Here is a 24900-nt window from a genome sequence, read left to right on the forward strand (position 1 = left end):
CCGAGGAATTGGGGCCCCAGCATGAACATCGAGACGGCGCTCAAGGAAGCCATGTCCATCGACGGCGCGATAGGCATCGCCCTCGTCGACTACGAGAGCGGGATGTCACTCGGCGCGCTCGGCGGCGGTCACGGCCTCGACCTGGAACTCGCGGCGGCGGGGAACACCGAGGTCGTCCGCTCGAAGATGCGCACGCTCGCGTCGCTGGACATGAACGACACCATCGAGGACATCCTGATCACGCTGGGCAAGCAGTACCACCTGATCAGGCCGCTCACCAACACCCAGGGAAACCTGTTCCTCTACCTGGCCCTCGACCGCTCCCGCAGCAACCTGGCGCTCGCCCGCCACGGCCTGAGGAACATCGAGACCGCGCTGGAGGTCTGAGCCGGCCGCTACGACGAAAAGGGGCCGGCCCCGGGGATCTCCTCCCCGGGGCCGGCCCCTCACGGCTTTCGCGACTCACGACTCCTGCGGGGTCGCCGTCACGTCGTGCTCGGGCACCGTCTGTCCGGAGCGGATCAGGTCGAGCCGCCCGAGGACCTTGGCGCGCAGGTCCGTCGGCACGTCGTCATGTCCGCAGCACCGCTTGACCAGCTTCTTCACGGCCTCTTCCAGGCCGTACTTCTCCAGGCACGGCGAGCACTCGGTGAAGTGCTGCTTGAACTTGGCGCGGTCGACGTCCGGCATCTCGCTGTCGAGGAACTCGTAGAGATGGTCGAGGACCTCACTGCAGTCCGTCTCGTGCGGCTCTCCGCAGCTCATGAGCCCGAGCCTTTCGCTTCGTTCGACTCTCCGGCACCGGCCGGGACCAGCCCGCGCTCACGGGCGTAGTCCTCCAGCATGCCGCGCAGTTGACGGCGGCCGCGGTGCAGGCGGGACATCACCGTACCGATGGGTGTCCCCATGATGTCCGCGATCTCCTTGTACGCAAAGCCCTCGACGTCGGCGAGGTAGACGGCGATGCGGAACTCCTCGGGGATCGCCTGGAGCGCTTCCTTCACGTCCGAGTCGGGCAGGTGGTCGAGCGCCTGCGACTCGGCGGAGCGCAGACCGGTCGACATGTGCGACTCGGCGCGGGCGAGCTGCCAGTCCTCGATCTCCTCGGCCGCGGAGCGCTGGGGTTCGCGCTGCTTCTTGCGGTACGAGTTGATGAACGTGTTCGTGAGGATCCGGTACAGCCACGCCTTGAGGTTGGTGCCCTCACGGAACTGGTGGAAGGACGCGTACGCCTTCGCGTACGTCTCCTGCACCAGGTCCTCGGCGTCGGCCGGGTTGCGCGTCATGCGCAGCGCGGCCGAGTACATCTGGTCGAGGAATTCGAGCGCGTCCCGCTCGAAGCGCGCGGTGCGCTCCGCGGTGGTCTCCGCGCTCGTGCCCTGGCCCTCGGGCTGCTCCGCCTGGCCGTTGTCGGTCCCTGCGTCGATCCCAGTGACCGGACCCACCTCCTCAAGATTCCGGGCAGCACCGAAACCGGTGCCACCGGAATTGGAGGATAGACGACTACCCGTCCCGGCCGCCCCTCGAATAGGGGTGGTCTTCGCCGCAGTCAGCACCGTCCAGTCCAGGTCAGCGCGGCTGCTGCGGCTCGGGCAGAAGGTCGAACCCATGCGGCGGACTTCCTCTCGTACAGACGGCTGTGCACTTCTGTCCGCCTCAACAGAGGAACGCGGCCCAACATTCCCGGGCCTTTACCCCAGTGACCCGGCCCACTTCAAGACCGCCTCGGTGATCACCGCAAGGGCCGCCTCCTGGGTGACCTCCGCGCGCTTCGGCACCACGAAGCCGTGATCGCCGTACGGCACCTCGACCAGCTCGTGGGAGCCGTCCGGGAACTCCTCGGGCCGCCCGAACGGGTCGTTGCCGCCCTGCACGACCAGGGTGGGCACCCCGGACCCGAGCAGCTCCTCGGCGCGGGACTTCTCCGGCCTGCCGGGCGGGTGCAGCGGGAAACTGAGGGCGAGTACGGCGTGCGCGCCCAGTTCGACGGCCGTACGGCAGGCGACCCGGGCGCCGGCGCTGCGGCCGCCGGAGATCACCGGCAGACCGGGCTTCGTCACGGCGGGCCAGATGCCCCGCCAGCCCACGTCCAGCGTCTTCGGCGCGGGCGCCAGCTTCTTGCCGGCCACCCGCCAGGGCTGCTCGACGAGGGCGACGCTCACTCCGTGCTCGGGGAGCGTGTGGGCGAGGGCCTGGAGGTCCCGCGCCTCGATGCCGCCGCCCGCGCCGTGGCTCGCCGCCAGGACGAGCCGTGCTTTCTTCGCTGTGTACCAGGTGATGCGGGCGTCCCCCGCGTCCGTGCTGACGATCTCCGTTGTGGTCACGTCAGAAGAGTGTGCCCTCCTCGGGCCCCTCCAGCTCCTTCAGCAGCTCCGGCCCGTTGTTGCGGACGTTGCTGACCGCGGTGGAGACGGGGTAGGCGCGCATCAGGCCGGGCGGCGGGGGCGCCAGCAGGGAGCGCAGGTCCTCGATGTCGGTGCGGGCCGGGTCGAGCCAGGCGTCCCAGCGGTCCGGGGTGAGCATGAGGGGCATCCGGGGGTGGATCTCGGCGAGGGTGTGCGGGCCGTCGGCCGGGGAGACGGCCAGCGGGGTGGTCTCCGCCTCCGTGGTGATCACCGAGCAGGTCACCCACCAGGCCAGCGGATGCTCGTCGGGCAGGGTCTTGTCCCGCCAGAACTCGTAGAGCCCGGCCATCGCGAAGACCGAGCCGTCGGCGGGCAGCACGAAGTACGGCTGCTTGCGCGGCCGCTTCTTCTTCCCCTCGACCTCCAGCTCGCGCTCGGCGACGCCGGTGACCCACTCGTAGTAGCCGTCGGCCGGGACGATGCAGCGCCGGGCGGCGAAGGGGCGCTTGAACGACGGCTTCTCGTGCAGGGTCTCGGACCTCGCGTTGATCATCCGGGCGCCGCCCTCGGGCGTCTTGGACCAGCTCGGCACCAGCCCCCACTTGAGCTTCCGCAGCTGGCGGACCGGTCGCGGGTCCCCGGTGTCCTTGAGCGGACGGTCGAGGACGGCGTAGACCTCCTTGGTCGGCGCCACGTTGTAGTCGGGCTCAAGGGTCTCCTCGGGCTCCCACTTCTCGACCTCGAAGATCCCCGCCAGATCCTCCGGCCCACGACTGGCCGCATACCGTCCACACATGTCCGACACCCCTCCGAGACGCCTGCACGACCGAGGATCTCACTTCGGCGTCACAGCCGGCAGGCGTGCATGGCGGTGGTCAGGATCGCCCGCGCCCCCAGCTCGTAGAGGCCGTCCATGATCCGCTGCGCCTCCTTGCCCGGGACCATCGCGCGGACGGCCACCCAGCCCTCCGTGTGCAGCGGGGAGACGGTCGGCGATTCGAGGCCCGGGGTGAGGGCGATCGCCCGCTCCAGCTGCCCGGCGCGGCAGTGGTAGTCCATCATCACGTAGGTCCGGGCGATCAGGACGCCCTGGAGGCGGCGGACGAACTGCCGTACGGCCGGGTCGTGGGCGTCGGCGCCGACGCGGCGGACCACGATCGCCTCCGACGTGAGGATCGGCTCGCCGACGACTTCCAGGCCGGCGTTGCGCAGGCCGGCACCGGTCTCCACGACGTCGGCGACCACCTGGGCCACACCGAGCTCGATGGCCGTCTCCACGGCACCGTCGAGATGGACGACGGAGGCGACCACCCCCTGGTCGGCCAGGTGCTTGGCCACGATGCCCTCGTACGAGGTGGCGACGGTCAGGCCGTCGAAGTCGGCGATCTCCCGGACGGTGCCCGGCCGGGCCGCGTACCGGAAGGACGAGCGTGCGAAGCCGAGCGGCAGGATCTCCTCGGCGTTGGTGGCCGAGTCCAGCAGCAGGTCGCGGCCGGTGATGCCGAGGTCGAGCCGGCCGGACGAGACGTAGATCGCGATGTCCCGGGGGCGGAGGTAGAAGAACTCGACGTCGTTGCCGGGGTCGACGAGGACCAGCTGTTTGCCGTCCTTGCGCTGCCGGTAGCCGGCCTCGTGCAGGATCTCGGCGGCGGGCCCGGACAGGGAGCCCTTGTTGGGAACGGCGATGCGCAGCATGGGGCCGGTCTCCTTCACATGGAGGACGGGGACGGACGGAGCCGTCCGCCGAGGGTCAGTACCGCCGACGACTCCGCGCCGCTGGACGCGTTGATCGCCGACCCGGGCCGCACCGGGGCCTGGCGCATGAAGACACCGGCGAAGCGGCCGCCGAACACCAGGGGCGCCAGCACCACCTCGCGCCCGCCGGACGGCCGGACGCCGGGCACGTCGACCACGGACGGCCGCACCCGCTCCTGGAGCACATGGCGCTCGCGCGGGTCCGCGAGCCGTTCCCGCAGCTCCGCCGCCCAGGACCGGTCGTCCGGGGCCAGGAAGCCGAAGGCCAGGTCCTTGCCGCCGTAGGCCGAGGCGGGCTTGCAGAGCAGCCGCTCGCGGCCCTCGACCGCGCGGTCGAGGGTCTCCGGCCGGAGCCGGAAGGTCACCGGTACGTGCGCCTGTACGAGGGCCTTCTCCTCGTCGGTCAGCAGGTGCTGGAACCCGGGGTCGTGGAGCAGGGCCAGGTTCGCCTTGTTGTCGTGCAGGGCGGCGGCGGGCGAGCCGATGAAGTCCAGCTTGCCGGCCGTGTCGAGGTCCATCAGCGCGCGGGTCAGCGCGGGCGGCACGAAGTTCTTCGACTCGTGCCAGGTGTACGCGGTGAAGACGGCGTCCACCCGCCGGCCCCGGAAGTGGGCCCCGTCCTCGGTGAGGTCCAGCTCGCTGATCAGGCCGCAGCTGATGTCGTGGCCCGCGGAGCGGATCATGTCGACGAAGAAGCGGCGGCCGCCGTCCAGGTCCGCCGGGTTGGCGGTGGCCTCGAAGACGTGCAGCGGCCCGTCGCCGCGCGCCCGGGTGAGCCCGGCGAAGACGTCGAGCCACACGCGTGCCGTGTCGGGGCCCTCCAGCCGCAGTCCGCGCGCGGCCAGGAAGGCGGCGTACCGCGAGTCGCGGGTGGCGCCGGTGTACGGGGCGAGCGTGCTGAGTCCGCCGAGGGAGGCGGCCACGTTCAGCTCGACGAGCTTGAGTCCCTCGTCGGTGACGACCAGGTCGGGCCGCATGAAGGCGGTGGCGACCCGGCGCAGCCGGGGCCGGTCCAGCGCCTCGGTCATCAGGGCCGCGTCCTCGTCCGGCAGCCCGAGATAGCGGGTCCAGGCCGCCAGGTCGTCCCCGAAGACGCGGCGCGGGAAGCCCGAGACCAGGTCGGCGAGGCGCAGCCCGACCGTCTCGACCGTGCGGGCCGCTTCGGCGGTGAAGGCGTGCGGCGGGTACTGGTGGCGCCAGACGGGCCGGCGCAGCCGCTCGGTGAACCACTCCCGGTCGGTCTCGGCGTCGGGTGTCGCCGCGAACTCGTCCCAGGCCGCGAGGGTGCGCGGCTCCAGCCAGGACCAGGTGTCGGGCCCGGCCGCCTGCTCCGCGCGTGCCCCGGTCCGCGTGACGACCCCGCTCATGACAGCTTCCCGGCGGTCCGCAGTGCCGCGAGCACGGTGGCGACGGCCTCCGAGGACCTGTCCTCACCGGTCGCCCGGTAGTGGTAGCTCAGCCCGCCCGGGTTCACCATGTTGACCTCGATGACGTACGGGAAGGCGAGGTCGATGCCCGAATAGAAGATCCCGAGGTCCATCATCCGCTTGCCCAGCGCGCGGACGAACTCGTCCTCCTCCGGGGTGAGTTCGAGCGCGGCGAAGCGGGCGCCCAGGGTGGCGTTGGACCGGTGGTCGTTCTCCGGGTGGAAGCGCAGGAAGCCGGAGACGGGGACGTCGCCGGCGAGGATGACCCGCTTCTCGTTGGTCCGGATGGTGGGGATGTACTCCTGGACCGCGGTGTGCCGCTTGGCCATGCCGATGACGTCACGGCCGTAACGCCCGTAGCGGGAGGCCGCGTTGCCGGTGGCGTTGGCGAGCAGCGCCGAGCGGTTGCGGTCGCGCCTGTTGACGACGAACACGTCCGCCCCGCAGCCGCCGTTGGTCGGCTTCACGACCCAGGAGCGGTCGCCGTCGGCCTCCACGAGCGCGTTGAGTTGGTCGAAGTCGTTGGAGACGTAGGAGACCGGGAGGTGCTCGGCGGGGACCACGGCCCCCAGGTTGATCTTGGTGTTGAGGTAGAACAGCGCGGACGCGTCGTTGACGAACGGCACCCGCTGGTTGAGCAGCCACAGCAGCTGGAAGGAGTCGGTGCCCGACTCCGGATGCGTCCCGGCCAGCACCCACACCAGGTCGAACTCCTCGGCGGACGCGTACGGCAGGCTCAGTTCGGGGAAGGTGCCGCCGCTGGTGAACTCCTCGCTGAGCCGCACCCGGTCGCAGACGACGACGGAGTCGTGCACGCACAGGGTGTCGATGTCACCGATGTGCACCTCGTGGCCCTCGCGGTACAGGGCGCTGGGGATGATCGAGTGGTTGTTCAGCTCGAAGGTGGACGCCCCGGAGACCAGGACCAGGATCTTGTACGGCAACGGATGCACCTTGTTCTGTGAGTCGTGGATGGAGTGGGGCGGGGTGCGGGCGGTCACGCCGGTTTCGAGCCCGCCGTGAGGGTCCGGACCGCCCGGGCGAGGTTGTTCTCCAGCTCCTCGCGGGTGTCTCCGGTGCCGACCACGAACGCGTGCCGGTCGCCCGACCTGCGCACCTCCGGAGGGGTGGCGCCCGCCGGCACGCTGATGTGCACCTCCGCGACGCCGGGCAGCGAGGCGACGAGTTCGGTGCTGATGCCGTGCAGCGGGACCAGCCGGTCGAAGGTGACGTAGCGGATGCCGGCGACCCGTCTGCGGGGGTGGGCCGGGAGCGGTTCGAGACCGAGGACGGCGGCGATGGTCTGCGCGAAGACGTCCTCGCCGAGGGCCAGGTCCAGCATGTCGCTGATCCGGTCGCCGCCGGGCCGCCCGTGCGACTCGATGAGCCGGGGCCCGTCGGCGGTCAGCATGACCTCGGTGTGCGAGGGCCCGTAGCGGTAGTCGACGGCGTCCAGGACGGCGGTGACCAGCCCTCCGATCGCCTCCTCGGCCGCGGGGTCGAGCGTCACGGGCAGGGTGTGCCCGGTCTCCACGAAGTGCGGGGCACCCGTGGTCGCCTTCTCGGTGACCGCCAGGATCCGGTGGCCCGCGGGCGAGGTGACCGCCTCGACGGAGTACTCCGTGCCGGCCAGGAACTCCTCCACCAGGTGGGGTGTGGTGAACTCCGCCGAGCCGGCCACGAACTCCTCGGCCGCCGCGCGGTCCGCCAGGTACCGCACCCCCGAACTGCCCGTGCCGTCCACCGGCTTGACCACACAGGGGAAGCCGATCCGCTCGGTCGCGGGCAGGATCCGGTCCCGGCCGGCGCACAGGACGTGGGCGACCGGCGCACCGGCCCGGTCCCCTACGACGGCCCGCAGCCGGGCCTTGTCCTTGAAGGCGGCCAGCGCACCGGGAGGATTGCCGGGCCAGCCCAGGCGTTCGTTGACCACCGCGGCCACCGCGCAGCCGAGTTCACCGAAGCCGAAACAGCTGACCGGCGCGGGCAGGTCCATCGCCCTCAGCAGTTCGACGAGTTCGCCGGGGTCCTCGGTCCAGGAGCTGCGCAGGGGCTCGCCGGGCGCGTTGTGGGGCAGCGGTGCGGTGGGGTCGCCGACGACGATCATCGCGCAGCCGAGCTGCACGGCCGCGTCGACGACCCGGTCCCGTGGATTGAGCAGGACCGCCGTCGGGGTGCGGAGGTCGGCGTCGATGTCCGGTGCGTCAGCCATGCTGGGCCCGCGCTTTCGGTAGGAGGAAACTGGTCAGCGCCGCGCAGAGGGAGAGGGCGACGAGCACCGGCCAGATGCCGCTGCCGTCTCCGCCATCGCCGAACGTCTGGAGCAGATAGCCGCCCATGCTGGAGCCGAGCAGGCTGCCGACCGCACCGAGGGCGCTCATCGTGCCGAGGGCGAGTCCGGTGCGCAGCGGCGAACTCGCCCTGACCGCCTGTTCGTCCAGGCTGGGCGAGATCAGCATCTCCGCGAAGGTCACCGGCAGGACGAACACGAACAGCGAGAACCAGCCGGTGAACGGAATGAACACCGCGTAGGCGAGGGCGAAGGCCAGGAAGCCGACGAGCAGGAGCGTCCGGGCCTGCGCCCGGCGGAACACATGGCGCAGCAGGGTGTACTGGCACAGCACCACCAGGGCGCCGTTGACGACGAAGACGACCGAGATCGCGACCGTGCTCCCGGTGGTCCGCTCGGCGGTGATGGGCATGACGACGTTGAGCTGGCTGTAGATCGCCCAGTACGCAACGCCGAGCAGGCACAGCGGCAGCCACTGCCGCGGCCCCCACCCGTCACCGGCCGCCCGCTCCGCCGCGCCCTTGCCCGGCGCCCGCGGTCCGGGCGCCGTCCGCCGCACCGGGCGCACGGTCAGCCGTACGCCGAGCAGCAGATGGGACAGGACGCAGGCGCCCAGGATCCAGCCGAAGCCCAGCGGGTACACGAGCGCGCCCAGGGCGGGTCCGGCCACCACGCCGATGTTCACGAAGGTCGAGCGCAGCGCGAGCATCTCGCGGGGTTCGACGCCGTCCTCGGTGACCAGCAGGGTCTTGACGGACAGCCCGAGCAGCGAGCCGCCCACGCCGATCGCCGCGATACCGGCGACGAGCGGTACGAGCCGGGTGCCGTCCGGGCCGCCCACGCCCAGTCCGGCGCCGAGCAGCAGATAGCCGCCGATCCGCAGGGCGAAGCCCGTCGTCAGCACCGCCCGGGTGCCGAACCGGTCCACGATCAGCCCGGACACCAGCGAGAACCCCTGGCCGCAGAAGGCGAGCAGTCCGACGAGGAATCCCGTCTGGGTGGCCGGCACGCCCTGGGCGGTGAACTCCAGCGCCAGCAGCGGCAGGAACATGAACGTCGTCAGACCGGTGAGCAGCACCGTCGTGAGCAGGACGCGGCCGGCCGGCGAGATCCGGCGCCAGGTGGTCATGCCGCCTCGTCCCCGGGGCCGTCGCCCGGGTGCTCCAGGCGGGCCATCAGCCAGGCCTCGGTCTCCAGCAGCCGCTCCTCCACCTGCGCCGCGTCGGCGCCGGCGACGATCACGAAGCACAGGTGCGAGGTGCTGTTCTGGGCCACGGCACCGGGCGCGAGCCCCTCGTTGACCTGGTACTCCCGCACCCAGGGGAAGGGCGGCCGGTCCGGGGCGCGGACCGGCCGGCCCTGGGGCAGGACGGAGACCGAGCCGTGCACCTCGGCGGGCGGGCCGGCGGGCGGCGCCTCGACGGGGAGTCCCAGCGAGTGGCGCAGCCAGGCGGAGTGGAGGTCGACGCCGTAGGTGGCGCGGGTGAGCGCGGGGATGCGGTTGCCGCCGACCCGGGAGGCGATCTCGCAGAGCACCAGCTCGTCGTCCGGGGTGTGGAACACCTCCAGGTGGTACGCGCCGACCTCGGGGGTGTCGAAGGCCGCGAGGACCCGGTCGAGGAACTCCTCCAGCCGGCGGGCGAGCGGATCGCCGGGGCCCAGCTGCACCGAGCCGTTGTTGTGCCCGGAGAAGACGCCGAGGCAGCTGCGCAGATAGCGGGAGGCGGCCACGAACCGGTAGCCGGGGGCGAGCACCGCGTCGACGTGGCACATCCGGCCCTCGACGAACTCCTCGGCCAGCAGGTCCTCCCGCCAGTGCCGGCGGCTGAACGCGGTCAGGTCGTCCTCGTCGCGCAGGACGACGATGTCCCGCGAGCCGCCCTGCTTCACCGGCTTGACGACCACCGGGTAGCCGTTCTCCGCGACGAACCCGGTGAGGTCGCCGAACGTCTCCAGCCGGGCGAAGCGCGGGACGCGCACGGCGGTGCCGGCCACCCGCTTCATCACCGCCTTGTCCCGGAAGGACAGGGCGCTCGCCTCCGACTGCCCCGGGATGCCCAGGTCCGCGCGGATCCGGGCGGCGCGCTCCAGGTCGTACTCGTTGTCCGTGATCAGGTGGGTGAAGGGCCGCTCGGCGGCGAGCCGGCGGATCGTCAGTTCCGGGTACGGGACGAACTCGCAGTCGGGTACGTACTCGTAGCGCGCGAGGCTCTCGGTGTTCTTCAGCTCGTTGTGGCTGAACACGTGGAGGCGGTCCGCCACTTCGGGGAGCATGGCGGCGTAGTCGTGCTGGGGGCCGTAGTTGATGACGGCGATCCGGCTCATGCGGCGTTCCTCGGGGAGTTCTGGCCGACCGGGAGGACCGGCAGGTCGTCCTGGACGTCGTAGGGCCTGCGGGCCCAGCGCATCGTGGACCAGGGGCCGGTCATCCGGGACAGGTCGGTGATGGTCTGCGGCCGGTACTCGGGGTCCCGGACGAGCGGGCCGTCGGGCGGGAAGACCCGGTCGACGTAGCGGTGTCCGGGGTCGGCCGCGAGGAAGACGACGGGGCCGCCGTCCGGTTCCTGCCGGCGGATGTGCCGGGCCACCTGCCAGCCGGCGCCCGCGGAGAGGCCGGCGAAGACGCCGGTGGTGGACAGCAGATGGCGGCAACCGGCCGCGGAGACGTCGAAGTTGATCCAGTGGATGTCGTCGTAGGCGGTGTAGTCGATGTTGGCGAAGCGGATCCCGCTGCCGATCCCGGCGATGATGAACCCGTCCAGCGGGATCGCCTCCGAGCCGAAGGAACGGCTGCCGAAGGGCTGGATCCCGGCCACCCGGACGTCGTTGCTCGACTCCCGCAGATAGCGGCTCATGGCGCTGGTCGACGCTCCGGTGCCGACCCCGCCGACCAGCGTGATCCCCGCCGACCCCACCTCCTTGACCAGGGTGTTCGCGACGCTCTCGTAGCCGATGTAGTGGACGTCGTCGTGGTACTGCTGCATCCAGTACGCGTCCGGGTTCTCCTCCAGGTAGGCGTGGACCAGCCGGACCCGGGTCTCCTGGTCGTGCTGGAGGCCGTCGTCGCCGGAGGAGGGGACCTGGGTGTAGGTGGCCCCGAGGTACTTGAGCTGGGTACGGATGGCCGCGTCGACCGCCACGGAGGCGAAGATGTGGCACTTCAGACCGAACTCGCGGCAGACCAGCGCGAGGGCGTGCCCGTATATGCCGCTGGAGCTGTCCACCACGGTCTGCCCCGGGCGGACGACCCCGCGGTCCAGCAGGTCCCTGACCGCGGCGCGGACCGAGGTGACCTTCATGACCTCGAACCGCAGCACATGGATGCCGTTCCCCAGGTCGATGAGGTCGGGTTCCGCCAGCTTCTCTGCGAATGATCGGTACATGGGAAGAGGTCTAGGGCAGGCCGGTCCCGGCGGCTTACCGGCCCGTTCCCGTCTCGTTCCCGTCCGGGTCCCGGAGTGATTCGGGACCGCGGCGGGAGGGTTCCCGGAACGGCCCTGCCGAGGATCTTCGCCATGACGACATCCGAATCCGGCGTGATATCAGGACCCCGCCTGCCCGAACCCGTGCCGCTGGTCTCCGCGGCGGTGCTGGAACACGCCCGCCGCCACCCGGAGCGCACAGCGGTGATCTGCGGCGAAGAGCGTGTCAGCTACGGCGAGTTGGCGGCCGGGGCCGCCGCCGTCGCCCGCGCGATCGGCGCGGACGAGAGGTGCGCGGCCGCGCGCAGAATCGGTGTCGTCTCGCACCGGACGGCGGGAGCCGCCGTCCACGCCCTGGGCATCTGGCTGTCCGGGCGGTCCTTCGTCTTCCTGGATCCGGCGGCACCGCAGGGCGCGGCCGAGCACATCCGGCGCACGGCGGGGCTGTCGGTGGTGGTCGACCCGCGCGAGTGGCCGGCGGGGCCCGCGGGGGCGGTCCCGGCCGCGGTCGCGTCGCGGTCGCCCGACGCGGAGGCGTACGTCCTGTTCACCTCCGGCAGCAGCGGCCGGCCGAAGGGCGTCTCCGTCTCGCAGGGAAACCTGGCGCACTCCAACGCCGCCCGGCTCGCGCTCTACGACGGCTTCGGCGTCCCGGTCTTCCTGCTGCTCTCCCCGTTCCACTTCGACTCCTCGCTGGCCGGGCTCTGGGGCACGCTCGCGGCCGGCGGCACCCTCGTCGTCGCCGACGAGGAGGAACGGCGCGTCCCCCAGGCGGTCCTCGGCCTGATCGCCCGGCACCGGGTCACCCACACGCTGACGGTCCCCGGCTTCCACCGGGAGCTGCTGCACACGCTGCGCGAGGACGAGCGGCACACGGCGCAGGCCGCCTCGCTGCGACTGGTGACCAGCGCCGGCGAGGCGCTCCCGCAGAGCGTCCTCGACCGGCACTTCGCGCTGCTGCCGGGCGTGGCCCTCAGCAACGAGTACGGCCCCACCGAGTGCACCGTCTGGTCCACCGCCCGGATCTACGAGAAGCCCGGCCCCACCGGCATCGGCTTCCCGATCCCCGGCACCTCGCTGCGGCTGCTCGACGACCGGCTGCGGCCGGTGCCGCCCGGCGCGGTGGGGCAGATCGCCGTCAGCGGCCCGGGGGTCGCCCAGGGCTACGTCGGCGACGAACGGCAGACGGCGGCGAAGTTCGTCGACCTGCCCGCCACGGCCGGTCCGCCCGTCCGCGCCTACCTCACCGGGGATCTCGGCCGGTTCTCGGACGAGGAGGGCCTGGAGTTCGTCGGGCGGCTGGACAACGAGGTGAAGATCCGCGGAGTGCGGGTCCACCTGGAGACGCTGGAGGAGGCGCTGACGGCGCACCCCGGGGTCCGGGCCGCCGCGGTGGCGTACGACGCGGAGACCGCCGTATGCCACGCCTTCGTGGTCGCGGAACCCGGCGCCGAGCCGTCCGCCGCCTCGATCCGCGGCTTCCTGGAGGGGGAGCTGGGCGCCGCCGTGGTCCCCGACCGGATCGTCTTCACCGCGGCGCTGCCGCGCACCGCCCACGACAAGACCGACCGGGCCGCGCTGCTGGCCACCACGGCTCCGCCCGTGGAACCGGAGCGGCTGCCCGGGGAGGGCGCCCTCGCCGACCACATCGCCCGGGTCTGGGAGAAGGTCCTCGGCGTGCCGGTGGCCTCCTCCGAGCAGGACACCTTCTTCTCGCTCGGCGGCAACTCGCTGACCGTGATCAGGCTCTCCCGGGCGCTCGGCGAACTTGCCGGCCGCCCGGTGGGGGTCAAGAACGTCTACCGCTGCGGCACGATCCCCCAGCAGGTGGATCTGTTGTCGCGGCTCTGAGCTACGGGGTTCCCATGTCCGTGTACATCAGATCCACGAGGGCCGTACCCGGTGGCCCCACCCACCCCGCTGCCGACTCCGGCTCCGTGCTCTGCTTCCCGCACGCGGGTGGCTGTGCCTCGTTCTTCCGGTCGTGGCAGGCGCTGCTGCCCGCGGTCCGGGTGGACGCCGTGCAGTACCCCGGGCGCGAGGACCGGTTCGCGGAGCCCGCGCCGGAGAGCCTGGCCGCGCTCGCCCGCGCGGTGACGGAGGAGATCCTGGCCCGCGGCGAGCGGTACTCCCTGCTGTTCGGGCACAGCATGGGCGCGTACGTCGCCTTCGAGGTGGACCGGCTGCTGCGCGCGGCCGGGGTGCCGACGCCCACCCTGGTGCTCTCCTCGGCCGCGGCCCCCGCGCTGCGGCCGCCGGTCCCCTACGAGAGGGACGCCGACGTACTGGCGTACCTCGAACGGTACGAACCGCTGAGCGCGGAACTCCGGCAGGACGAGGAGCTGCTCGGGCTGCTCCTGGAGTACGTCAAGGACGACCTCAGGCTGGTGTCCGGGTACCGGGAACACGCCGGGACGCGGACCGGCGCCCGGCTGGTCAGCGTGGTCGGCGCGGACGACATCCCGGAGATCCGGTCGCGGGCAGGGCGCTGGCGGGACCACGCGGCGGGCGGGTTCGCGCAGGTGGTGAAGGAGGGCGGGCACTTCTACCTGCGCTCGAATCCGCCGGTCGGGCTGATCGCGGCCGAGCTGGCCCGGGCCGGGAGCCTCGGCTCCCGTTCCACCGGGACTTCTCGTTCCGCACGGGCTTCTCGTTCCACACGGACTTCCTGAGGGGGAATGCGGCATGCCGTACACACAGACCGGACCGGCCGGGCATCCGGGAGACCTGGCCGGCCTCGCCGAACTGCGCCGCGAGGCCGGCCGGCTCGTCGACGGGCGGACCTACCGGCAGGGCAACCCCTTCGAGCTGTGGCGGCGGATGCGCCGGGCCGCCCCCGTGCTGTGGCACGAGCCCGGGGACTTCCCCGGCTTCTGGTCGCTGACCCGCCACGACGAGATCAAGGAGGTGCTCAGGGACGCCGAGGCGTTCAGTTCCTCGTCGGGCATCCTGTTGCGTCCGCTGTCCCAGGGTGAGGACCCCGGCGGCAACCGCACCCTGGCGCTCTCCGACCCGCCACGCCACCATGCGCTGCGCTCGGCCGTCGCCGGCTGGTTCGCGCCCAGGAACCTGCGGCTGCTGCGGTCCGAACTGGACGCGTCGGCACGGCGGATCGTCGAGGCGGCCGTCGACAGGGGCCGGTTCGACTTCGTGACCGAGGTCGCCGCGCAGCTGCCGGTGGAGGTGGTCTGCGCGTTCCTCGGCATCCCGGACGCGGACCGGCCGCTGATCGTCGAGTGGTCGACGGACGCCTTCTGCGCCGCCACGGCGGAGGAACGCACCCTCGCCCACCTGGAGATCCTCGACTACTTCGGCGCCCTGGCCGAGCGGCGCCGGGCCGAGCCGGGCGAGGACCTGGTCAGTGTGCTGGCCGGAGTGCGCCACGAGGGCGCGCCGCTCCCGCTCGACGAGGTGGTGCTCAACTGCGACAACCTGCTGGTGGGCGGCACGGAGAACGTCCGCCTCGCCATGTCGGGCGGGATGCTGGCGCTGCTTGACCACCCGGACCAGTGGGAGCTGCTGCGCCGGAACTTCGACGACACCGGCCTGGTCGAGTCCGCGATCGACGAGATCCTGCGCTGGACGTCGAGCGCCACGCACATCGTGCGCCGGGCGACGAGGGACGTGACGCTCGGCGGCGAGCGGATCGGCCGGGGCGAGCTCGTCGTGTGCTGGCTGCCGGCGGCCAACCGCGACCCGGCGCACTTCCCCGACCCCGACCGCTTCGACATCCGCCGGTCCCCGAACCGGCATCTGGCGCTCGGCGCGGGCCCGCACTACTGCGTGGGCACCCAGCTGGCCCGGCTGGAGATCCGGGCCGTGCTGCGGGAGTTCTTCGCGCGGGTGGACCGGGCGCTGCCGGACGGACCGGCCGAGCGGCTGGAGTCCATCGTGGTCAACGGCTTGCGGAGCCTTCCCATCCGTTTGACCTCGGCATATGCCGTTCCCACCGGTACCGGTCCGGGAACGGGGCGGGAAGGGCCGCGGTGAGCATTCCGGCACACCCACACACCGCACTCGCAGAAACGAAGGTGCACGGAATGCGCAGCAAACTGGCCGTACTCGCCGGGATCCTCTCCCTCGCCCTCGCCGCGGGCGTCGGAACCCTCACCCACGAGGCATCCGCCCCCACCACCGCCCACACCATCCTGGCCAACGGCACGGGGCCGGGCAGCACGGGCGGGTGACTCGGCGACGGGCTCGGTCCGGCCGGTTGGTTCCCTCCGGCCGGTGGGGCCGATCCGGTGAACGGGCTCGCTCCCGCCGGTAAGTCCACTCCGGCTGGCCGGCCAGCCCCCGCCGACCGGCTCGCTCCCGCAGGTGAGCCCACTCCGGCCGGCCGGCCAGCTCCCGTCGACGGCCCGGCTCACCCCGACCGGCCCGCCCCGCCCACCGGCCCCTCACCCCCGTACGCCCGTCATCCCCGCGTACAGCTCCCGCGCGCTGAGGCGGTGCGCGGCTGCCTCTCGTACGTCGCCCAGGCCGTCGAGGGCCTCGGCCATCCCCTCGACGGCCTGGGCCACCTCGATCCGGTACTCGATGGCTCCGGCGTGGAAGCGCGCGCTGCGGTGCAGTTCCAGGGCCTGCGCGAACTCGCCCCTGCGGCAGTGCACCCGCCCGAGGATGTTCTGGACGGTCGCCTGCCGGGTCGCGGTCCCCTTGGAACGGATCAGGTGCAGGGCCCGCTCCGCGTACCCGGCCGACTCCTCGCCGGCCCCGAGCCACTGGCTCACGTCCGCGGCGAGCGCCAGCGCGTGCGCGTACTCCTCCGGCATCCGCAACTCGTCGCCGAGTTCCAGTGCGCGTTCCACCACGGCGCGCGCGGCCGGATACTCCTCCGTGCCGAGCAGGGCCGCCGTCAGATCGGTGAGCGCGGTGATCTCCTCGGCGCGGGCGCCGAGTTCCCGGCTGAGCCGCACCGCGTGCTCGGCGGCCACCGCCGCCTCCCGGTACCGGCCGAGCCAGGTGTACACCGTGCTCAGGCTGCACCAGGCGTACGCGCCCTGCCGGCCGTCGGCCATGTCGTGGCGCCGCTCGACCGCCTGCTCCAGATAGCCCTGCGCCTCGGGGAAGTGGCCGAGGCAGCTGTGCAGCAGACCGAGCAGGCTGAGGCAGACGGCCTCGCCGTTGCGGTCCCCGTGGTCCTTCGCGACACCCAGCGCCTCCTCGGCCACCGGGATCCCCTCCCGGAACCGGCCCAGCCGCCACCAGGCGGAGCCCAGATTCGACAGGCTCACCCGCAGCAGCACGGGGTCCCCGAGCCGGCGGGCCGCGGCCACCGCGATCGTCGCCGCCTGCCGGTACTCCTCCAGACAGCTGCGCGAGTTGAGGTGGAAGACCAGGTTCCGGGACAGGTGCACGGTCTGGCCGAGGAACCCCAGCCGCTCGGCGCGCGCGACGGCCGAGAGCAGCGTGCCGTGCTCCCGCTCGAAGAACGACTCCGCCTCGACGACCTGCCCACTCGACGGCGGCTCGGCGATCTGGCCGATCGACGACGGCTCGGCGACCCGGCCACCCGGAGGCGCCACGACGGCCGTCGTACCGCGCCCGTCACCCCCGCTCGCGTGCGCGCCGCCCCCGACGGGAACCCGCCCCGGGTACAGGACCGCGCAGGCCTGGTCCGTCACCGTCAGGAAGTGGTCCAGCAGCCTCCCGAAGGCGGCCCGCTCCTGTCCCGCGTCCGCCCCCTCCTCCTCACGGAGCCGCTGCGCGAAGCTGCGGACCAGGTCGTGGAAGGTGTACCGGCCGATCTCGTGCTGCTCGACCAGGTGCATGTCCAGCAGATGCTCCAGCACCTCCTCCGCCTCGGCCGAGGAGGTGTCGAGCAGGGCGGCCGCCGAGTGGGTGTCGGTCTCGGCCCCCGGGTGCAGCCCGAGCAGCCGGAACGCCTCGCGGTGCCGCGCGTCCAGTCCGTGGTACGACATCCGCAGGGTCGCCTCGACGCTCCGGTCACCGGACTTCAGCTCGTCGAGCCGCCTGGTCTCGTCCCCGAGCCGGCCCACGAGGTGGCCCAGGGTCCACAGCGGCCGGTTGCGCAGCCGGGCCGTGGCGATCCGCAGCGCGAGCGGCAGGTTCCCGCACAGGGCCGCCAGCTCCGCCGCCGCCTCCGGCTCACCGAGCACCCGCTCCTCGCCCAGCGCGCCGGTGATCAGCGCGAGGCTGTCCGAGGGCGACATCGTCCCGATGGACATCCACTCGGCCCCGTCGAGACCGACCATGCGGATCCGGCTGGTGAGCAGGCCGAGGGAGCCGGGGTGCGAGGGCAGCAGCGGGCGGATCTGCGCGGCGTCCGCCGCGTTGTCCAGCACCAGGAGCACCCGGCGGTTGGCCAGGGTGGTCCGCCACAGGGCGACCCGGCCGTCGAGGTCGTCGGGGATCCGCTCCCCCGGCACGCCCAGGGTGCGCAGCAGTGTGCCGATCACCGTGCCGGGCCGCATCGGCTGCTCGCCCGGGGTGAATCCGCGCAGGTCGACGAAGAGCTGCCCGTCCGGGTACCGGTCGGCCAGCCGGTGCGCGCCCCGCACGACGAGCGCGGTCTTGCCGCTGCCGCCCATGCCGTCGACGGCCACGATCCGCACCGCCCCGTCCCGCGGCGGTGCGGCGTACTCCAGCAGCTGGGTCAACTCCCGGTCGCGCCCGGCGAAGTCCGTGAGGTCGTGCGGGAGGGTGCACGGGGCCGCCACCGCCTCGGGCTCGGGTTCACCGCTCGCCGCGGGTGCGGCCGACGCGACCGCGGACTCCGGCGACACCGCGTCCGGCACGGCCAGTTCGGGGCTGTCCCGGAGGATGGCCTCGTGCAGCCGGGTCAGTTGGGGACCGGGATCGATCCCCAGCTCCTCGATGAGCAGTTCCCTCGCCTTGGCGAACTCGGCCAGCGCCTCGGCCTGCCGCCCCGAGCGGTACAGCGCGAGCATCAACTGCCCGCGAAACGATTCTCCCAGGGGATGTTCAGCCACCAACTCCCGCAGATCGCCGATGAGTTCCCGGCTCTCGCCGAGCGCCAGCCGCAGCTCCATCAGCTGCTCCACGGCGGCCAGCCGCCGCTCCTCCAGTACGACGGAGGCCGCGGCGATCACCGACCCGCCGCCCCCGGGCAGCACCGGGCCGCGCCACAGCACGAGCGCGGTGCGCAGCAGTTCGGCGGCCTCGGCGAGGTGGCCCGCCTCCAGCGCGTCCCGCGCCTCGCAGAGCCGGTCGGAGAACTGGCTCAGATCGAGCTGGCTCCGGGCGACGTCCACCCGGTATCCCGGACCGTCGGTGACGATCATCGAGGGCCCGCCCGGGATGCGCTGCCGCAGATCGGCGATCGCCTTGCGCACCTGGTGCGCCGCGGTCGCCGGCGGCTCGTCGTCCCACGCGGCCTCCACCAGCCGCGACACCGGCACCATCCGGCACGGGTCGAGCAGCAGGGTGGTCAGCACCCGCGCCTGGATGGGCCCGCCGAGCCGCAGCCGGACCCCGCCGGCCCTGACTTCCAGCGGCCCCAGGATCGCGAACCCCGCCTCCCCACGCACACCGTCGTCCACTCCGCGTCCCCCTCGGCTCCACTCTCCGCATGATCGCGTTCATGATCGTGTCCATGATCACGCGGAATCTACGCGTGGTGATTTTAAGCTGCGACCCGTTCACGGAGTGTCAAGAAAACAGAAACGATCCGGCCCCGTCGACGGCCCGCCCTCCGCACACACAGGCCGCACTGCGAGACTCCGTAGGACACTCCGTACGACGAGAGGGAGCGCCCGGAAGACATGGACAGCAGTACTGCGACCTCTCTGTGGGACGAACTCGTCGGCACCCAGAGCGACCCGGACCTGTGGGTCGTCATCGCGACCCTCGTGGCCGCGCTCGCCGTGGTCGTCCCCCACAACGTGTGGCGTATCGCCCGCAACGCCATCACCATCGCCCACGAGGGCGGCCACGGACTGATCGCCCTGATCACCGGCCGCCAGCTGACCGGCATCCGCCTGCACTCCGACACCAGCGGCCTCACGGTCAGCCGCGGCAAGCCCCACGGCCTCGGCATGATCCTCACGGCGGCGGCCGGCTACACGGCCCCGCCCCTCCTGGGCCTGGGCGGCGCGGCCCTGCTGGGCGCGGGCCGCATCACCCTCCTCCTCTGGGTGGCGACGGCCCTCCTGATAGCCATGCTGGTCATGATCCGCAACGCCTACGGCGCCCTCACGGTGATCCTGACCGGCGGCACCTTCGTCCTGGTCTCCTGGCTGGCTGGCCCCCAGATCCAGGCGGCGTTCGCGTACGCGGTGGTGTGGTTTCTGCTGCTAGGCGGAGTACGCCCCGCGTTCGAACTACAGGCGAAGAGGTCAAGGGGAGGCGCAGGCGACTCCGACGCAGACCAACTGTCGAGACTGACAAACGTCCCGGCGGGCTTGTGGCTGTTCCTGTTCCACGCGGTGTCACTGTGCTCACTGATAGGCGGGGGTAGGTGGTTGCTGGATGGATGACGTAGCCCCGAAGGGGCACGTCATCCAGGGGCGCGGGGAACTGCGCGACCAGCCACAACGGCGCCGCACCCAACAACGCACCCCCCACTAAAGTGGACCCATGGCTTTGAACCCCGCAGAACCCGCCCCCTGGCCCGCCCCCCACGCAAGCGGAGCCATCGACGCCACGGTCCACGTCCCGGGGTCGAAGTCCGTAACCAACCGCGCCCTGGTCCTCGCATCCCTCGCCTCAGAACCGGGTTGGCTCCGCCGCCCCCTCCGCTCCCGGGACACCCTCCTCATGGCGGCAGCCCTCCGCGAGATGGGCGTGGGAATCGAGGAGGGAGTGGGCCCCGACGGCACCGGAGAGACCTGGCGCGTCCTCCCGGCAGGGCTCCGCGGCCCCGCCACCGTCGACGTGGGCAACGCCGGCACCGTCATGCGCTTCCTCCCCCCCGTCGCCGCCCTCGCCGACGGCGAGATCCGCTTCGACGGCGACCCGAGGTCGTACGAGCGCCCCCTGAACGGCGTCATCGACGCCCTCCGCGTCCTCGGCGCCCGGATCGACGACGACGGCCGAGGCGCGCTGCCGCTCACCGTGCACGGCGCGGGCGCCCTGGACGGCGGCCCGGTGGAGATCGACGCCTCGTCCTCGTCCCAGTTCGTCAGCGCCCTCCTGCTGAGCGCCCCCCGCTTCAACCAGGGCGTGGAGGTCCGGCACGTAGGCCACTCCCTGCCCTCCCTCCCGCACATCCGCATGACCGTGGACATGCTGCGCGCGGTCGGCGCCCAGGTGGACACCCCCGAGTCGGGCGGCGAGCCCAACGTCTGGCGGGTCACGCCGGGCGCTCTCCTCGGCCGCGACCTCACCATCGAACCGGATCTCTCCAACGCCCAGCCGTTCCTCGCCGCCGCCCTGGTGACCGGCGGCAAGGTCGTGATCCCGGACTGGCCGGCCCGCACCACCCAGCCCGGCGACCGGCTGCGCGAGATCTTCACCGAGATGGGCGGCTCCTGCGAACTCACCGAGTACGGCCTGGTGTTCACCGGATCGGGTGCGATCCACGGCATCGACGTGGACCTGGGCGAGGTCGGCGAGCTGACCCCCGGCATCGCCGCGGTGGCGGCCCTGGCCGACTCCCCCTCCACGCTCCGGGGCGTCGCCCACCTGCGGCTGCACGAGACGGACCGCCTGGCCGCGCTCACCAAGGAGATCAACGAACTCGGCGGTGACGTCACCGAGACCGCCGACGGACTGCACATCCGCCCGCGCCCGCTGCACGGCGGTGTCTTCCACACCTACGAGGACCACCGCATGGCCACGGCCGGCGCGATCATCGGCCTCGCGGTCGAGGGCGTACGGATCGAGAACGTCGCGACGACGGCCAAGACCCTGCCGGACTTCCCGGATCTGTGGACAGGGATGCTCGGGGCGTAGGGACGTAGACGATGCGCCGCTACGGCAAGCACACCGACGAGGACGACATCCGCAGCCGCCCGAACCGCAAGGGCACCCGACCCCGTACGAACATCCGCCCCGCCCACGAGGACGCGGCCGAGGGCATGGTCCTCACCGTCGACCGCGGCCGGCTGACCGTCCTCGTCGACGACCGGATCGTGCTGGCGATGAAGGCCCGCGAACTCGGCCGCAAGGCGGCGATCGTCGGCGACCGGGTGGCCCTCGTCGGCGACCTGTCCGGCAAGAAGGACACCCTCGCGCGGATCGTCCGCATCGAGAAGCGCACCTCGGTGCTGCGCCGTACCGCCGACGACGACGACCCGTACGAGCGCGTGGTCGTCGCCAACGCCGACCAGCTCGCCATCGTCACGGCCCTCGCCGACCCCGAGCCGCGCCCGCGCCTGATCGACCGCTGCCTGGTGGCGGCGTACGACGGCGGCCTGGAACCGCTGCTGGTGCTGACCAAGTCGGACCTCGCCCCGCCGGACAAGCTCCTGGAGCTCTACGGCGACCTGGACATCCCCCATGTCGTCACCAGCCGCGAGGAGTTGGAGAACGGCGACGCGGCGCAGCGGGTGCGCGAGCAGCTCGACGGCAAGATCACGGCGTTCGTCGGCCACTCGGGCGTCGGCAAGACGACCCTGGTCAACGCACTGGTCCCGGTGGACCGCCGGCGGCTGACCGGGCATGTGAACGCGGTGACCGGCCGCGGCCGGCACACCACGACCTCGGCGCTGGCGCTGCCCCTGGACGGCGACGACGGCTGGGTGATCGACACCCCGGGCGTCCGCTCGTTCGGACTGCACCACGTGGACCCGTCCCGGGTGATCCACGCGTTCCCCGACCTGGAACCGGGAACCGAGAACTGCCCCCGCGCGTGCAGTCATGACGAGCAGGACTGCGCGCTGGACGAGTGGGTCGCGGAGGGCCACGCGGATCCGGCCCGGCTGTATTCGCTACGACGACTGCTCGCGACGAGGGAGCGCAAGGAGGGCGACTGAGGGGGCGCCCAGGAGGGGCGACTGACCTCCGCGTTGTTTGGCTGTACGCGAGTTCGGTAAGTGCATAATCGCACCGAGCCGGACATACGGGAGGACAGCACATGGCGTGGCTGCTGGTGGTGGTGGCCGGGTTGCTGGAGACCGGTTTCGCGGTGTGCCTCAAGCTCTCGCACGGCTTCACCCGGCTCTGGCCCACGGTCGCGTTCTGCATCTTCGCGCTCGGCAGCTTCGGCCTGCTGACGCTGTCGCTGCGCAAGCTCGACGTGGGCCCCGCCTACGCCGTGTGGACCGGCATCGGGGCGGCGGGCACCGCGATCTACGGGATGATCTTCCTCGGCGACCTGGTCTCGACGCTGAAGCTGGTGTCGATCAGCCTGGTGATCGTGGGCGTGATCGGACTCCAGCTGTCGGGCTCGGCCCACTGAGTCCTACGCGTACTGCCGGTGCAGCGCACTGCGCACGAGATCCGCGACCCCGCCCTCCCCCGGCGGCGCCGCCACACAGGACAGCGCGAGCCGGACGGCCAGTTCGCAGGAGCGGGCGAGTTCGGCGACGTCCGACTTCTGCACCCCGGGCCCGGCCAGCACCGTCACCGCGCGGTCGCGCACCAGCGCCACGAAGTCGCCGGGCGAGGGCAGCGGCCCGTCCGCGCGGCGCTGCGCCGGCACCGCCGAGGAGGACGGCACCGCGGAGAGGGTCGGTGAGGGCAGGCGCTCGCTCCAGCAGCCGGTGAGCATGGCCCGTACGAGCGCGTTCTCGCGGGCGGAGGCCGTCGTCCACTCGGCGGTCGCGGTCAGCCGCTCGCGGGCGTCGCCGTGGGCGGTCAGGGCCCGCTCGACGCCGACGAGATAGCCGTCCGCCTCTCTCCTGACGAGCGCGCGGGCCAGCCCCTCCTTGCTGCCGAACTCGTTGTACAGCGTCTGCCGTGACACCCCGGCGGCCGCGGCCACGTCCACCATCCGCACCGCGGACCACGGCCGGCGCGCCAGTGCCGTGTAAGCGGCGTCCAGCAGGGATTCCCGCGCAGCAGGCATCGTCGCCTCCCAGGAGCGAGCGGCTCTGCGCCCCAGATTTGACGCGTGCGGGGGCACTGTCAAGGGTTCGCGGGCGCACGGAACGGCGCGGTGCGGTCACCGTCTGCCGTCACGGCGGTGCCGAACCGTTCACCGTGCGCCGTCAAGGTGGTGCCAAACCGTGAGCAGGGCCCGGTAGCCCCTGCCCGACCTTGCCGGATACCGTTCGTCACATGCCGGACTACCTCGACGATCTCCGTTTCGCCCATGTCCTCGCGGACGCGGCCGACGCCACCACCATGGACCGCTTCAAGGCGCTGGACCTCAAGGTCGAGACGAAGCCCGACATGACCCCGGTGAGCGAGGCGGACAAGGCCGCCGAGGAACTCGTCCGCGGCCACCTCCAGCGCGCCCGCCCGCGGGACGCGGTCCTCGGCGAGGAGTACGGCCTCCAGGGCACCGGCCCTCGCCGCTGGGTCGTCGACCCGATCGACGGCACGAAGAACTACGTCCGCGGTGTCCCCGTCTGGGCGACGCTGATCTCCCTGATGGAGGCGGCCGAGGGCGGCTACCAGCCGGTCGTCGGGGTCGTCTCCGCCCCCGCGCTCGGCCGCCGCTGGTGGGCCGCGAAGGGCCACGGCGCGTTCACGGGCCGCAGCCTGACCTCCGCCTCCCGGCTGCGCGTCTCCCAGGTCGGCAAGCTCTCGGACGCCTCCTTCGCGTACTCCTCGCTCTCCGGCTGGGAGGACCAGGGGCGCCTCGGCGGCTTCCTGGACCTGACCCGCGAGGTGTGGCGCACGCGCGCGTACGGCGACTTCTGGCCCTACATGCTGGTCGCCGAGGGCGCGGTCGACATCTGCGCCGAACCGGAACTCTCCCTCTGGGACATGGCCGCGAACGCGATCATCGTGACAGAGGCCGGCGGCTCCTTCACCGGCCTCGACGGCCGCCCGGGCCCCCACAGCGGCAACGCGGCAGCCTCCAACGGGCTGCTCCACGACGAACTGCTGGGGTATCTGAACGAGCGGTACTGAAAGTCACAGATGAGCGCGTGCGCCCTCAATCGGCGACCCGCGCCCCCTTGTTGACCCCCGCTTTACCTGCGACTCTGAGAGGACCCTCGTTTGTGAACTTGTGCAGTGCTGAATTAGGCGCCTCCGGCGCCGGGGGTGAACTAAGTCAGTGCTGCCTTTGGAGGTGACTCCGCACCCATGCTCGTACGCGACGCCATGAGCACGGTGGTCCTCACCATCGGCCCCGCCCACACCCTCCGCCAGGCCGCCGCCCTGATGTCCGCCCGCCGGGTCGGCGCGGCCGTCGTCCTCGATCCCGACGGCACCGGCATCGGCATTCTGACCGAGCGCGACATCCTCAACTCCGTGGGCCTGGGCCAGAGCCCGGACACGGAGGCCACCCACGCCCACACCACGAACGACGTCGTCTTCGCCGCTCCGACCTGGACCTTGGAGGAGGCCGCGCACGCGATGGCGCACGGCGGCTTCCGGCATCTGATCGTCCTCGACCGCGGTGAACCCGTCGGCATCGTCTCGGTCCGCGACATCATCCGCTGCTGGGCCCCGGCCCGACAGCGCGTACCGGCCTAGCGCACCGGCCCCGACAGCAAGCGGGCACGGAAAGCGGGCTACGACAAGCGGTCCAGTGCCGGATCCCTCCGGCCACCCGTCGTAGCCCGCCACCAATCTACATTGGACTGAGTCCAAATCGATCTCGCCTCCAAAGTAACACC

General features: G+C 72.1%; 24 protein-coding genes. 11 read left to right on the forward strand and 13 right to left on the reverse strand.

Annotation, left to right across the window (positions count from 1 at the left end):
* Window positions 1-21: 21 nt before the first annotated feature.
* Entirely contained in the window at window positions 22-387 is a 366-nt protein-coding gene (locus ABZ896_RS20285; RefSeq protein ID WP_360930544.1) for a hypothetical protein, read from the forward strand.
* Between the two features lie 75 nt (window positions 388-462).
* On the opposite strand, the gene rsrA is transcribed toward ABZ896_RS20285, so the two are convergent.
* The 11 genes from rsrA to ABZ896_RS20340 form a co-directional block, all read right to left on the reverse strand.
* Window positions 463-765, reverse strand: coding sequence for a mycothiol system anti-sigma-R factor (gene rsrA, locus ABZ896_RS20290; protein WP_360930547.1), 303 nt, complete (start codon window positions 763-765; stop codon window positions 463-465).
* On the reverse strand, window positions 762-1445 hold the full coding sequence (gene sigR / locus ABZ896_RS20295; RefSeq protein ID WP_360930550.1) for an RNA polymerase sigma factor SigR: 684 nt from the start codon (window positions 1443-1445) through the stop codon (window positions 762-764). Before sigR ends, rsrA begins: the two co-directional genes overlap by 4 nt.
* A 246-nt stretch (window positions 1446-1691) precedes the next feature.
* Window positions 1692-2324, reverse strand: coding sequence for an alpha/beta family hydrolase (locus tag ABZ896_RS20300; RefSeq protein ID WP_360930553.1), 633 nt, complete (start codon window positions 2322-2324; stop codon window positions 1692-1694).
* Window position 2325: 1 nt separating this feature from the next.
* Window positions 2326-3141 carry an SOS response-associated peptidase gene (locus ABZ896_RS20305; protein ID WP_360930556.1) on the reverse strand — a complete coding sequence of 272 codons (816 nt, stop codon included), beginning with the start codon at window positions 3139-3141 and terminating at the stop codon, window positions 2326-2328.
* 50 nt (window positions 3142-3191) lie between these two features.
* Entirely contained in the window at window positions 3192-4040 is an 849-nt protein-coding gene (hisG, locus tag ABZ896_RS20310) for an ATP phosphoribosyltransferase (RefSeq protein ID WP_360930559.1), read from the reverse strand.
* Between the two features lie 14 nt (window positions 4041-4054).
* Window positions 4055-5467 (reverse strand): hypothetical protein, encoded by a 1413-nt coding sequence (locus ABZ896_RS20315; RefSeq protein WP_360930562.1) that lies wholly within the window; start codon window positions 5465-5467, stop codon window positions 4055-4057.
* A complete protein-coding gene (locus ABZ896_RS20320) occupies window positions 5464-6528 on the reverse strand; it encodes a glutathione synthase (RefSeq protein WP_360930565.1) in 1065 nt (354 codons plus the stop codon). The genes ABZ896_RS20315 and ABZ896_RS20320 overlap by 4 nt, the downstream gene beginning before the upstream one ends.
* A complete protein-coding gene (locus ABZ896_RS20325) occupies window positions 6525-7739 on the reverse strand; it encodes an ATP-grasp domain-containing protein (protein ID WP_360930568.1) in 1215 nt (404 codons plus the stop codon). Before ABZ896_RS20325 ends, ABZ896_RS20320 begins: the two co-directional genes overlap by 4 nt.
* The gene (locus tag ABZ896_RS20330) at window positions 7732-8946 is read right to left on the reverse strand and encodes an MFS transporter (protein WP_360930571.1); all 1215 of its coding nucleotides are present in this window, start codon (window positions 8944-8946) and stop codon (window positions 7732-7734) included. Before ABZ896_RS20330 ends, ABZ896_RS20325 begins: the two co-directional genes overlap by 8 nt.
* The gene (locus ABZ896_RS20335; RefSeq protein WP_360930574.1) at window positions 8943-10142 is read right to left on the reverse strand and encodes a hypothetical protein; all 1200 of its coding nucleotides are present in this window, start codon (window positions 10140-10142) and stop codon (window positions 8943-8945) included. Before ABZ896_RS20335 ends, ABZ896_RS20330 begins: the two co-directional genes overlap by 4 nt.
* On the reverse strand, window positions 10139-11200 hold the full coding sequence (locus ABZ896_RS20340) for a pyridoxal-phosphate dependent enzyme (RefSeq protein ID WP_360930577.1): 1062 nt from the start codon (window positions 11198-11200) through the stop codon (window positions 10139-10141). The genes ABZ896_RS20335 and ABZ896_RS20340 overlap by 4 nt, the downstream gene beginning before the upstream one ends.
* Before the next feature lie 132 nt (window positions 11201-11332).
* On the opposite strand from ABZ896_RS20340, the gene ABZ896_RS20345 reads away from it, so the two are divergent.
* From ABZ896_RS20345 to ABZ896_RS20360, 4 genes are read left to right on the forward strand one after another with little or no spacing between them, the layout of a single operon-like run.
* Window positions 11333-13090 (forward strand): non-ribosomal peptide synthetase, encoded by a 1758-nt coding sequence (locus tag ABZ896_RS20345; RefSeq protein ID WP_360930579.1) that lies wholly within the window; start codon window positions 11333-11335, stop codon window positions 13088-13090.
* 14 nt (window positions 13091-13104) lie between these two features.
* Window positions 13105-13911 carry an alpha/beta fold hydrolase gene (locus ABZ896_RS20350; protein WP_360930582.1) on the forward strand — a complete coding sequence of 269 codons (807 nt, stop codon included), beginning with the start codon at window positions 13105-13107 and terminating at the stop codon, window positions 13909-13911.
* Window positions 13912-13924: 13 nt separating this feature from the next.
* Window positions 13925-15229, forward strand: coding sequence for a cytochrome P450 (locus ABZ896_RS20355; protein ID WP_360930585.1), 1305 nt, complete (start codon window positions 13925-13927; stop codon window positions 15227-15229).
* A 50-nt stretch (window positions 15230-15279) separates the two neighbouring features.
* Complete coding sequence (locus tag ABZ896_RS20360; protein WP_360930587.1) at window positions 15280-15426, forward strand: hypothetical protein; 147 nt, start codon at window positions 15280-15282, stop codon at window positions 15424-15426.
* A 213-nt stretch (window positions 15427-15639) separates the two neighbouring features.
* Here ABZ896_RS20360 and ABZ896_RS20365 read toward each other — a convergent pair whose 3' ends face one another.
* A complete protein-coding gene (locus ABZ896_RS20365; protein ID WP_360930590.1) occupies window positions 15640-18765 on the reverse strand; it encodes a BTAD domain-containing putative transcriptional regulator in 3126 nt (1041 codons plus the stop codon).
* A gap of 222 nt (window positions 18766-18987) precedes the next feature.
* Here ABZ896_RS20365 and ABZ896_RS20370 point away from each other — a divergent pair, with 222 nt between their 5' ends.
* From ABZ896_RS20370 to ABZ896_RS20385, 4 genes are all read left to right on the forward strand, one after another.
* Window positions 18988-19701 carry a M50 family metallopeptidase gene (locus tag ABZ896_RS20370; protein ID WP_360930593.1) on the forward strand — a complete coding sequence of 238 codons (714 nt, stop codon included), beginning with the start codon at window positions 18988-18990 and terminating at the stop codon, window positions 19699-19701.
* A 100-nt stretch (window positions 19702-19801) separates the two neighbouring features.
* Complete coding sequence (aroA, locus tag ABZ896_RS20375; protein WP_360930596.1) at window positions 19802-21118, forward strand: 3-phosphoshikimate 1-carboxyvinyltransferase; 1317 nt, start codon at window positions 19802-19804, stop codon at window positions 21116-21118.
* Window positions 21119-21129: 11 nt separating this feature from the next.
* Window positions 21130-22140 (forward strand): ribosome small subunit-dependent GTPase A, encoded by a 1011-nt coding sequence (gene rsgA, locus ABZ896_RS20380; protein WP_360930599.1) that lies wholly within the window; start codon window positions 21130-21132, stop codon window positions 22138-22140.
* A 101-nt stretch (window positions 22141-22241) separates the two neighbouring features.
* On the forward strand, window positions 22242-22565 hold the full coding sequence (locus ABZ896_RS20385; protein WP_266888278.1) for a multidrug efflux SMR transporter: 324 nt from the start codon (window positions 22242-22244) through the stop codon (window positions 22563-22565).
* Between the two features lie 3 nt (window positions 22566-22568).
* Here ABZ896_RS20385 and ABZ896_RS20390 read toward each other — a convergent pair whose 3' ends face one another.
* Window positions 22569-23174 carry a TetR/AcrR family transcriptional regulator gene (locus ABZ896_RS20390; RefSeq protein WP_360930603.1) on the reverse strand — a complete coding sequence of 202 codons (606 nt, stop codon included), beginning with the start codon at window positions 23172-23174 and terminating at the stop codon, window positions 22569-22571.
* Between the two features lie 212 nt (window positions 23175-23386).
* Here ABZ896_RS20390 and hisN point away from each other — a divergent pair, with 212 nt between their 5' ends.
* The gene (gene hisN, locus ABZ896_RS20395; RefSeq protein WP_360930606.1) at window positions 23387-24187 is read left to right on the forward strand and encodes a histidinol-phosphatase; all 801 of its coding nucleotides are present in this window, start codon (window positions 23387-23389) and stop codon (window positions 24185-24187) included.
* Window positions 24188-24364: 177 nt separating this feature from the next.
* Window positions 24365-24757, forward strand: a complete 393-nt coding sequence (locus tag ABZ896_RS20400; RefSeq protein WP_360930609.1) for a CBS domain-containing protein — start codon at window positions 24365-24367, stop codon at window positions 24755-24757.
* The last annotated feature ends 143 nt before the right edge of the window (window positions 24758-24900 follow it).

It is taken from the genome of Streptomyces sp. NPDC047072, from assembly GCF_040643855.1.
Lineage (GTDB): Bacteria > Actinomycetota > Actinomycetes > Streptomycetales > Streptomycetaceae > Streptomyces.

Bases quoted from the DNA above. Each gene is read 5' to 3' on its own strand.
- ABZ896_RS20285 (WP_360930544.1), top strand. From the start codon at position 22: ATGAACATCGAGACGGCGCTCAAGGAAGCCATGTCCATCGACGGCGCG.
- rsrA (WP_360930547.1), bottom strand. From the start codon at position 765: ATGAGCTGCGGAGAGCCGCACGAGACGGACTGCAGTGAGGTCCTCGAC.
- ABZ896_RS20305 (WP_360930556.1), bottom strand. From the start codon at position 3,141: ATGTGTGGACGGTATGCGGCCAGTCGTGGGCCGGAGGATCTGGCGGGG.
- hisG (WP_360930559.1), bottom strand. From the start codon at position 4,040: ATGCTGCGCATCGCCGTTCCCAACAAGGGCTCCCTGTCCGGGCCCGCC.
- ABZ896_RS20315 (WP_360930562.1), bottom strand. From the start codon at position 5,467: ATGAGCGGGGTCGTCACGCGGACCGGGGCACGCGCGGAGCAGGCGGCC.
- ABZ896_RS20325 (WP_360930568.1), bottom strand. From the start codon at position 7,739: ATGGCTGACGCACCGGACATCGACGCCGACCTCCGCACCCCGACGGCG.
- ABZ896_RS20330 (WP_360930571.1), bottom strand. From the start codon at position 8,946: ATGACCACCTGGCGCCGGATCTCGCCGGCCGGCCGCGTCCTGCTCACG.
- ABZ896_RS20335 (WP_360930574.1), bottom strand. From the start codon at position 10,142: ATGAGCCGGATCGCCGTCATCAACTACGGCCCCCAGCACGACTACGCC.
- ABZ896_RS20340 (WP_360930577.1), bottom strand. From the start codon at position 11,200: ATGTACCGATCATTCGCAGAGAAGCTGGCGGAACCCGACCTCATCGAC.
- ABZ896_RS20345 (WP_360930579.1), top strand. From the start codon at position 11,333: ATGACGACATCCGAATCCGGCGTGATATCAGGACCCCGCCTGCCCGAA.
- ABZ896_RS20350 (WP_360930582.1), top strand. From the start codon at position 13,105: ATGTCCGTGTACATCAGATCCACGAGGGCCGTACCCGGTGGCCCCACC.
- ABZ896_RS20355 (WP_360930585.1), top strand. From the start codon at position 13,925: ATGCCGTACACACAGACCGGACCGGCCGGGCATCCGGGAGACCTGGCC.
- ABZ896_RS20360 (WP_360930587.1), top strand. From the start codon at position 15,280: ATGCGCAGCAAACTGGCCGTACTCGCCGGGATCCTCTCCCTCGCCCTC.
- ABZ896_RS20370 (WP_360930593.1), top strand. From the start codon at position 18,988: ATGGACAGCAGTACTGCGACCTCTCTGTGGGACGAACTCGTCGGCACC.
- aroA (WP_360930596.1), top strand. From the start codon at position 19,802: ATGGCTTTGAACCCCGCAGAACCCGCCCCCTGGCCCGCCCCCCACGCA.
- rsgA (WP_360930599.1), top strand. From the start codon at position 21,130: ATGCGCCGCTACGGCAAGCACACCGACGAGGACGACATCCGCAGCCGC.
- ABZ896_RS20385 (WP_266888278.1), top strand. From the start codon at position 22,242: ATGGCGTGGCTGCTGGTGGTGGTGGCCGGGTTGCTGGAGACCGGTTTC.
- ABZ896_RS20390 (WP_360930603.1), bottom strand. From the start codon at position 23,174: ATGCCTGCTGCGCGGGAATCCCTGCTGGACGCCGCTTACACGGCACTG.
- hisN (WP_360930606.1), top strand. From the start codon at position 23,387: ATGCCGGACTACCTCGACGATCTCCGTTTCGCCCATGTCCTCGCGGAC.
- ABZ896_RS20400 (WP_360930609.1), top strand. From the start codon at position 24,365: ATGCTCGTACGCGACGCCATGAGCACGGTGGTCCTCACCATCGGCCCC.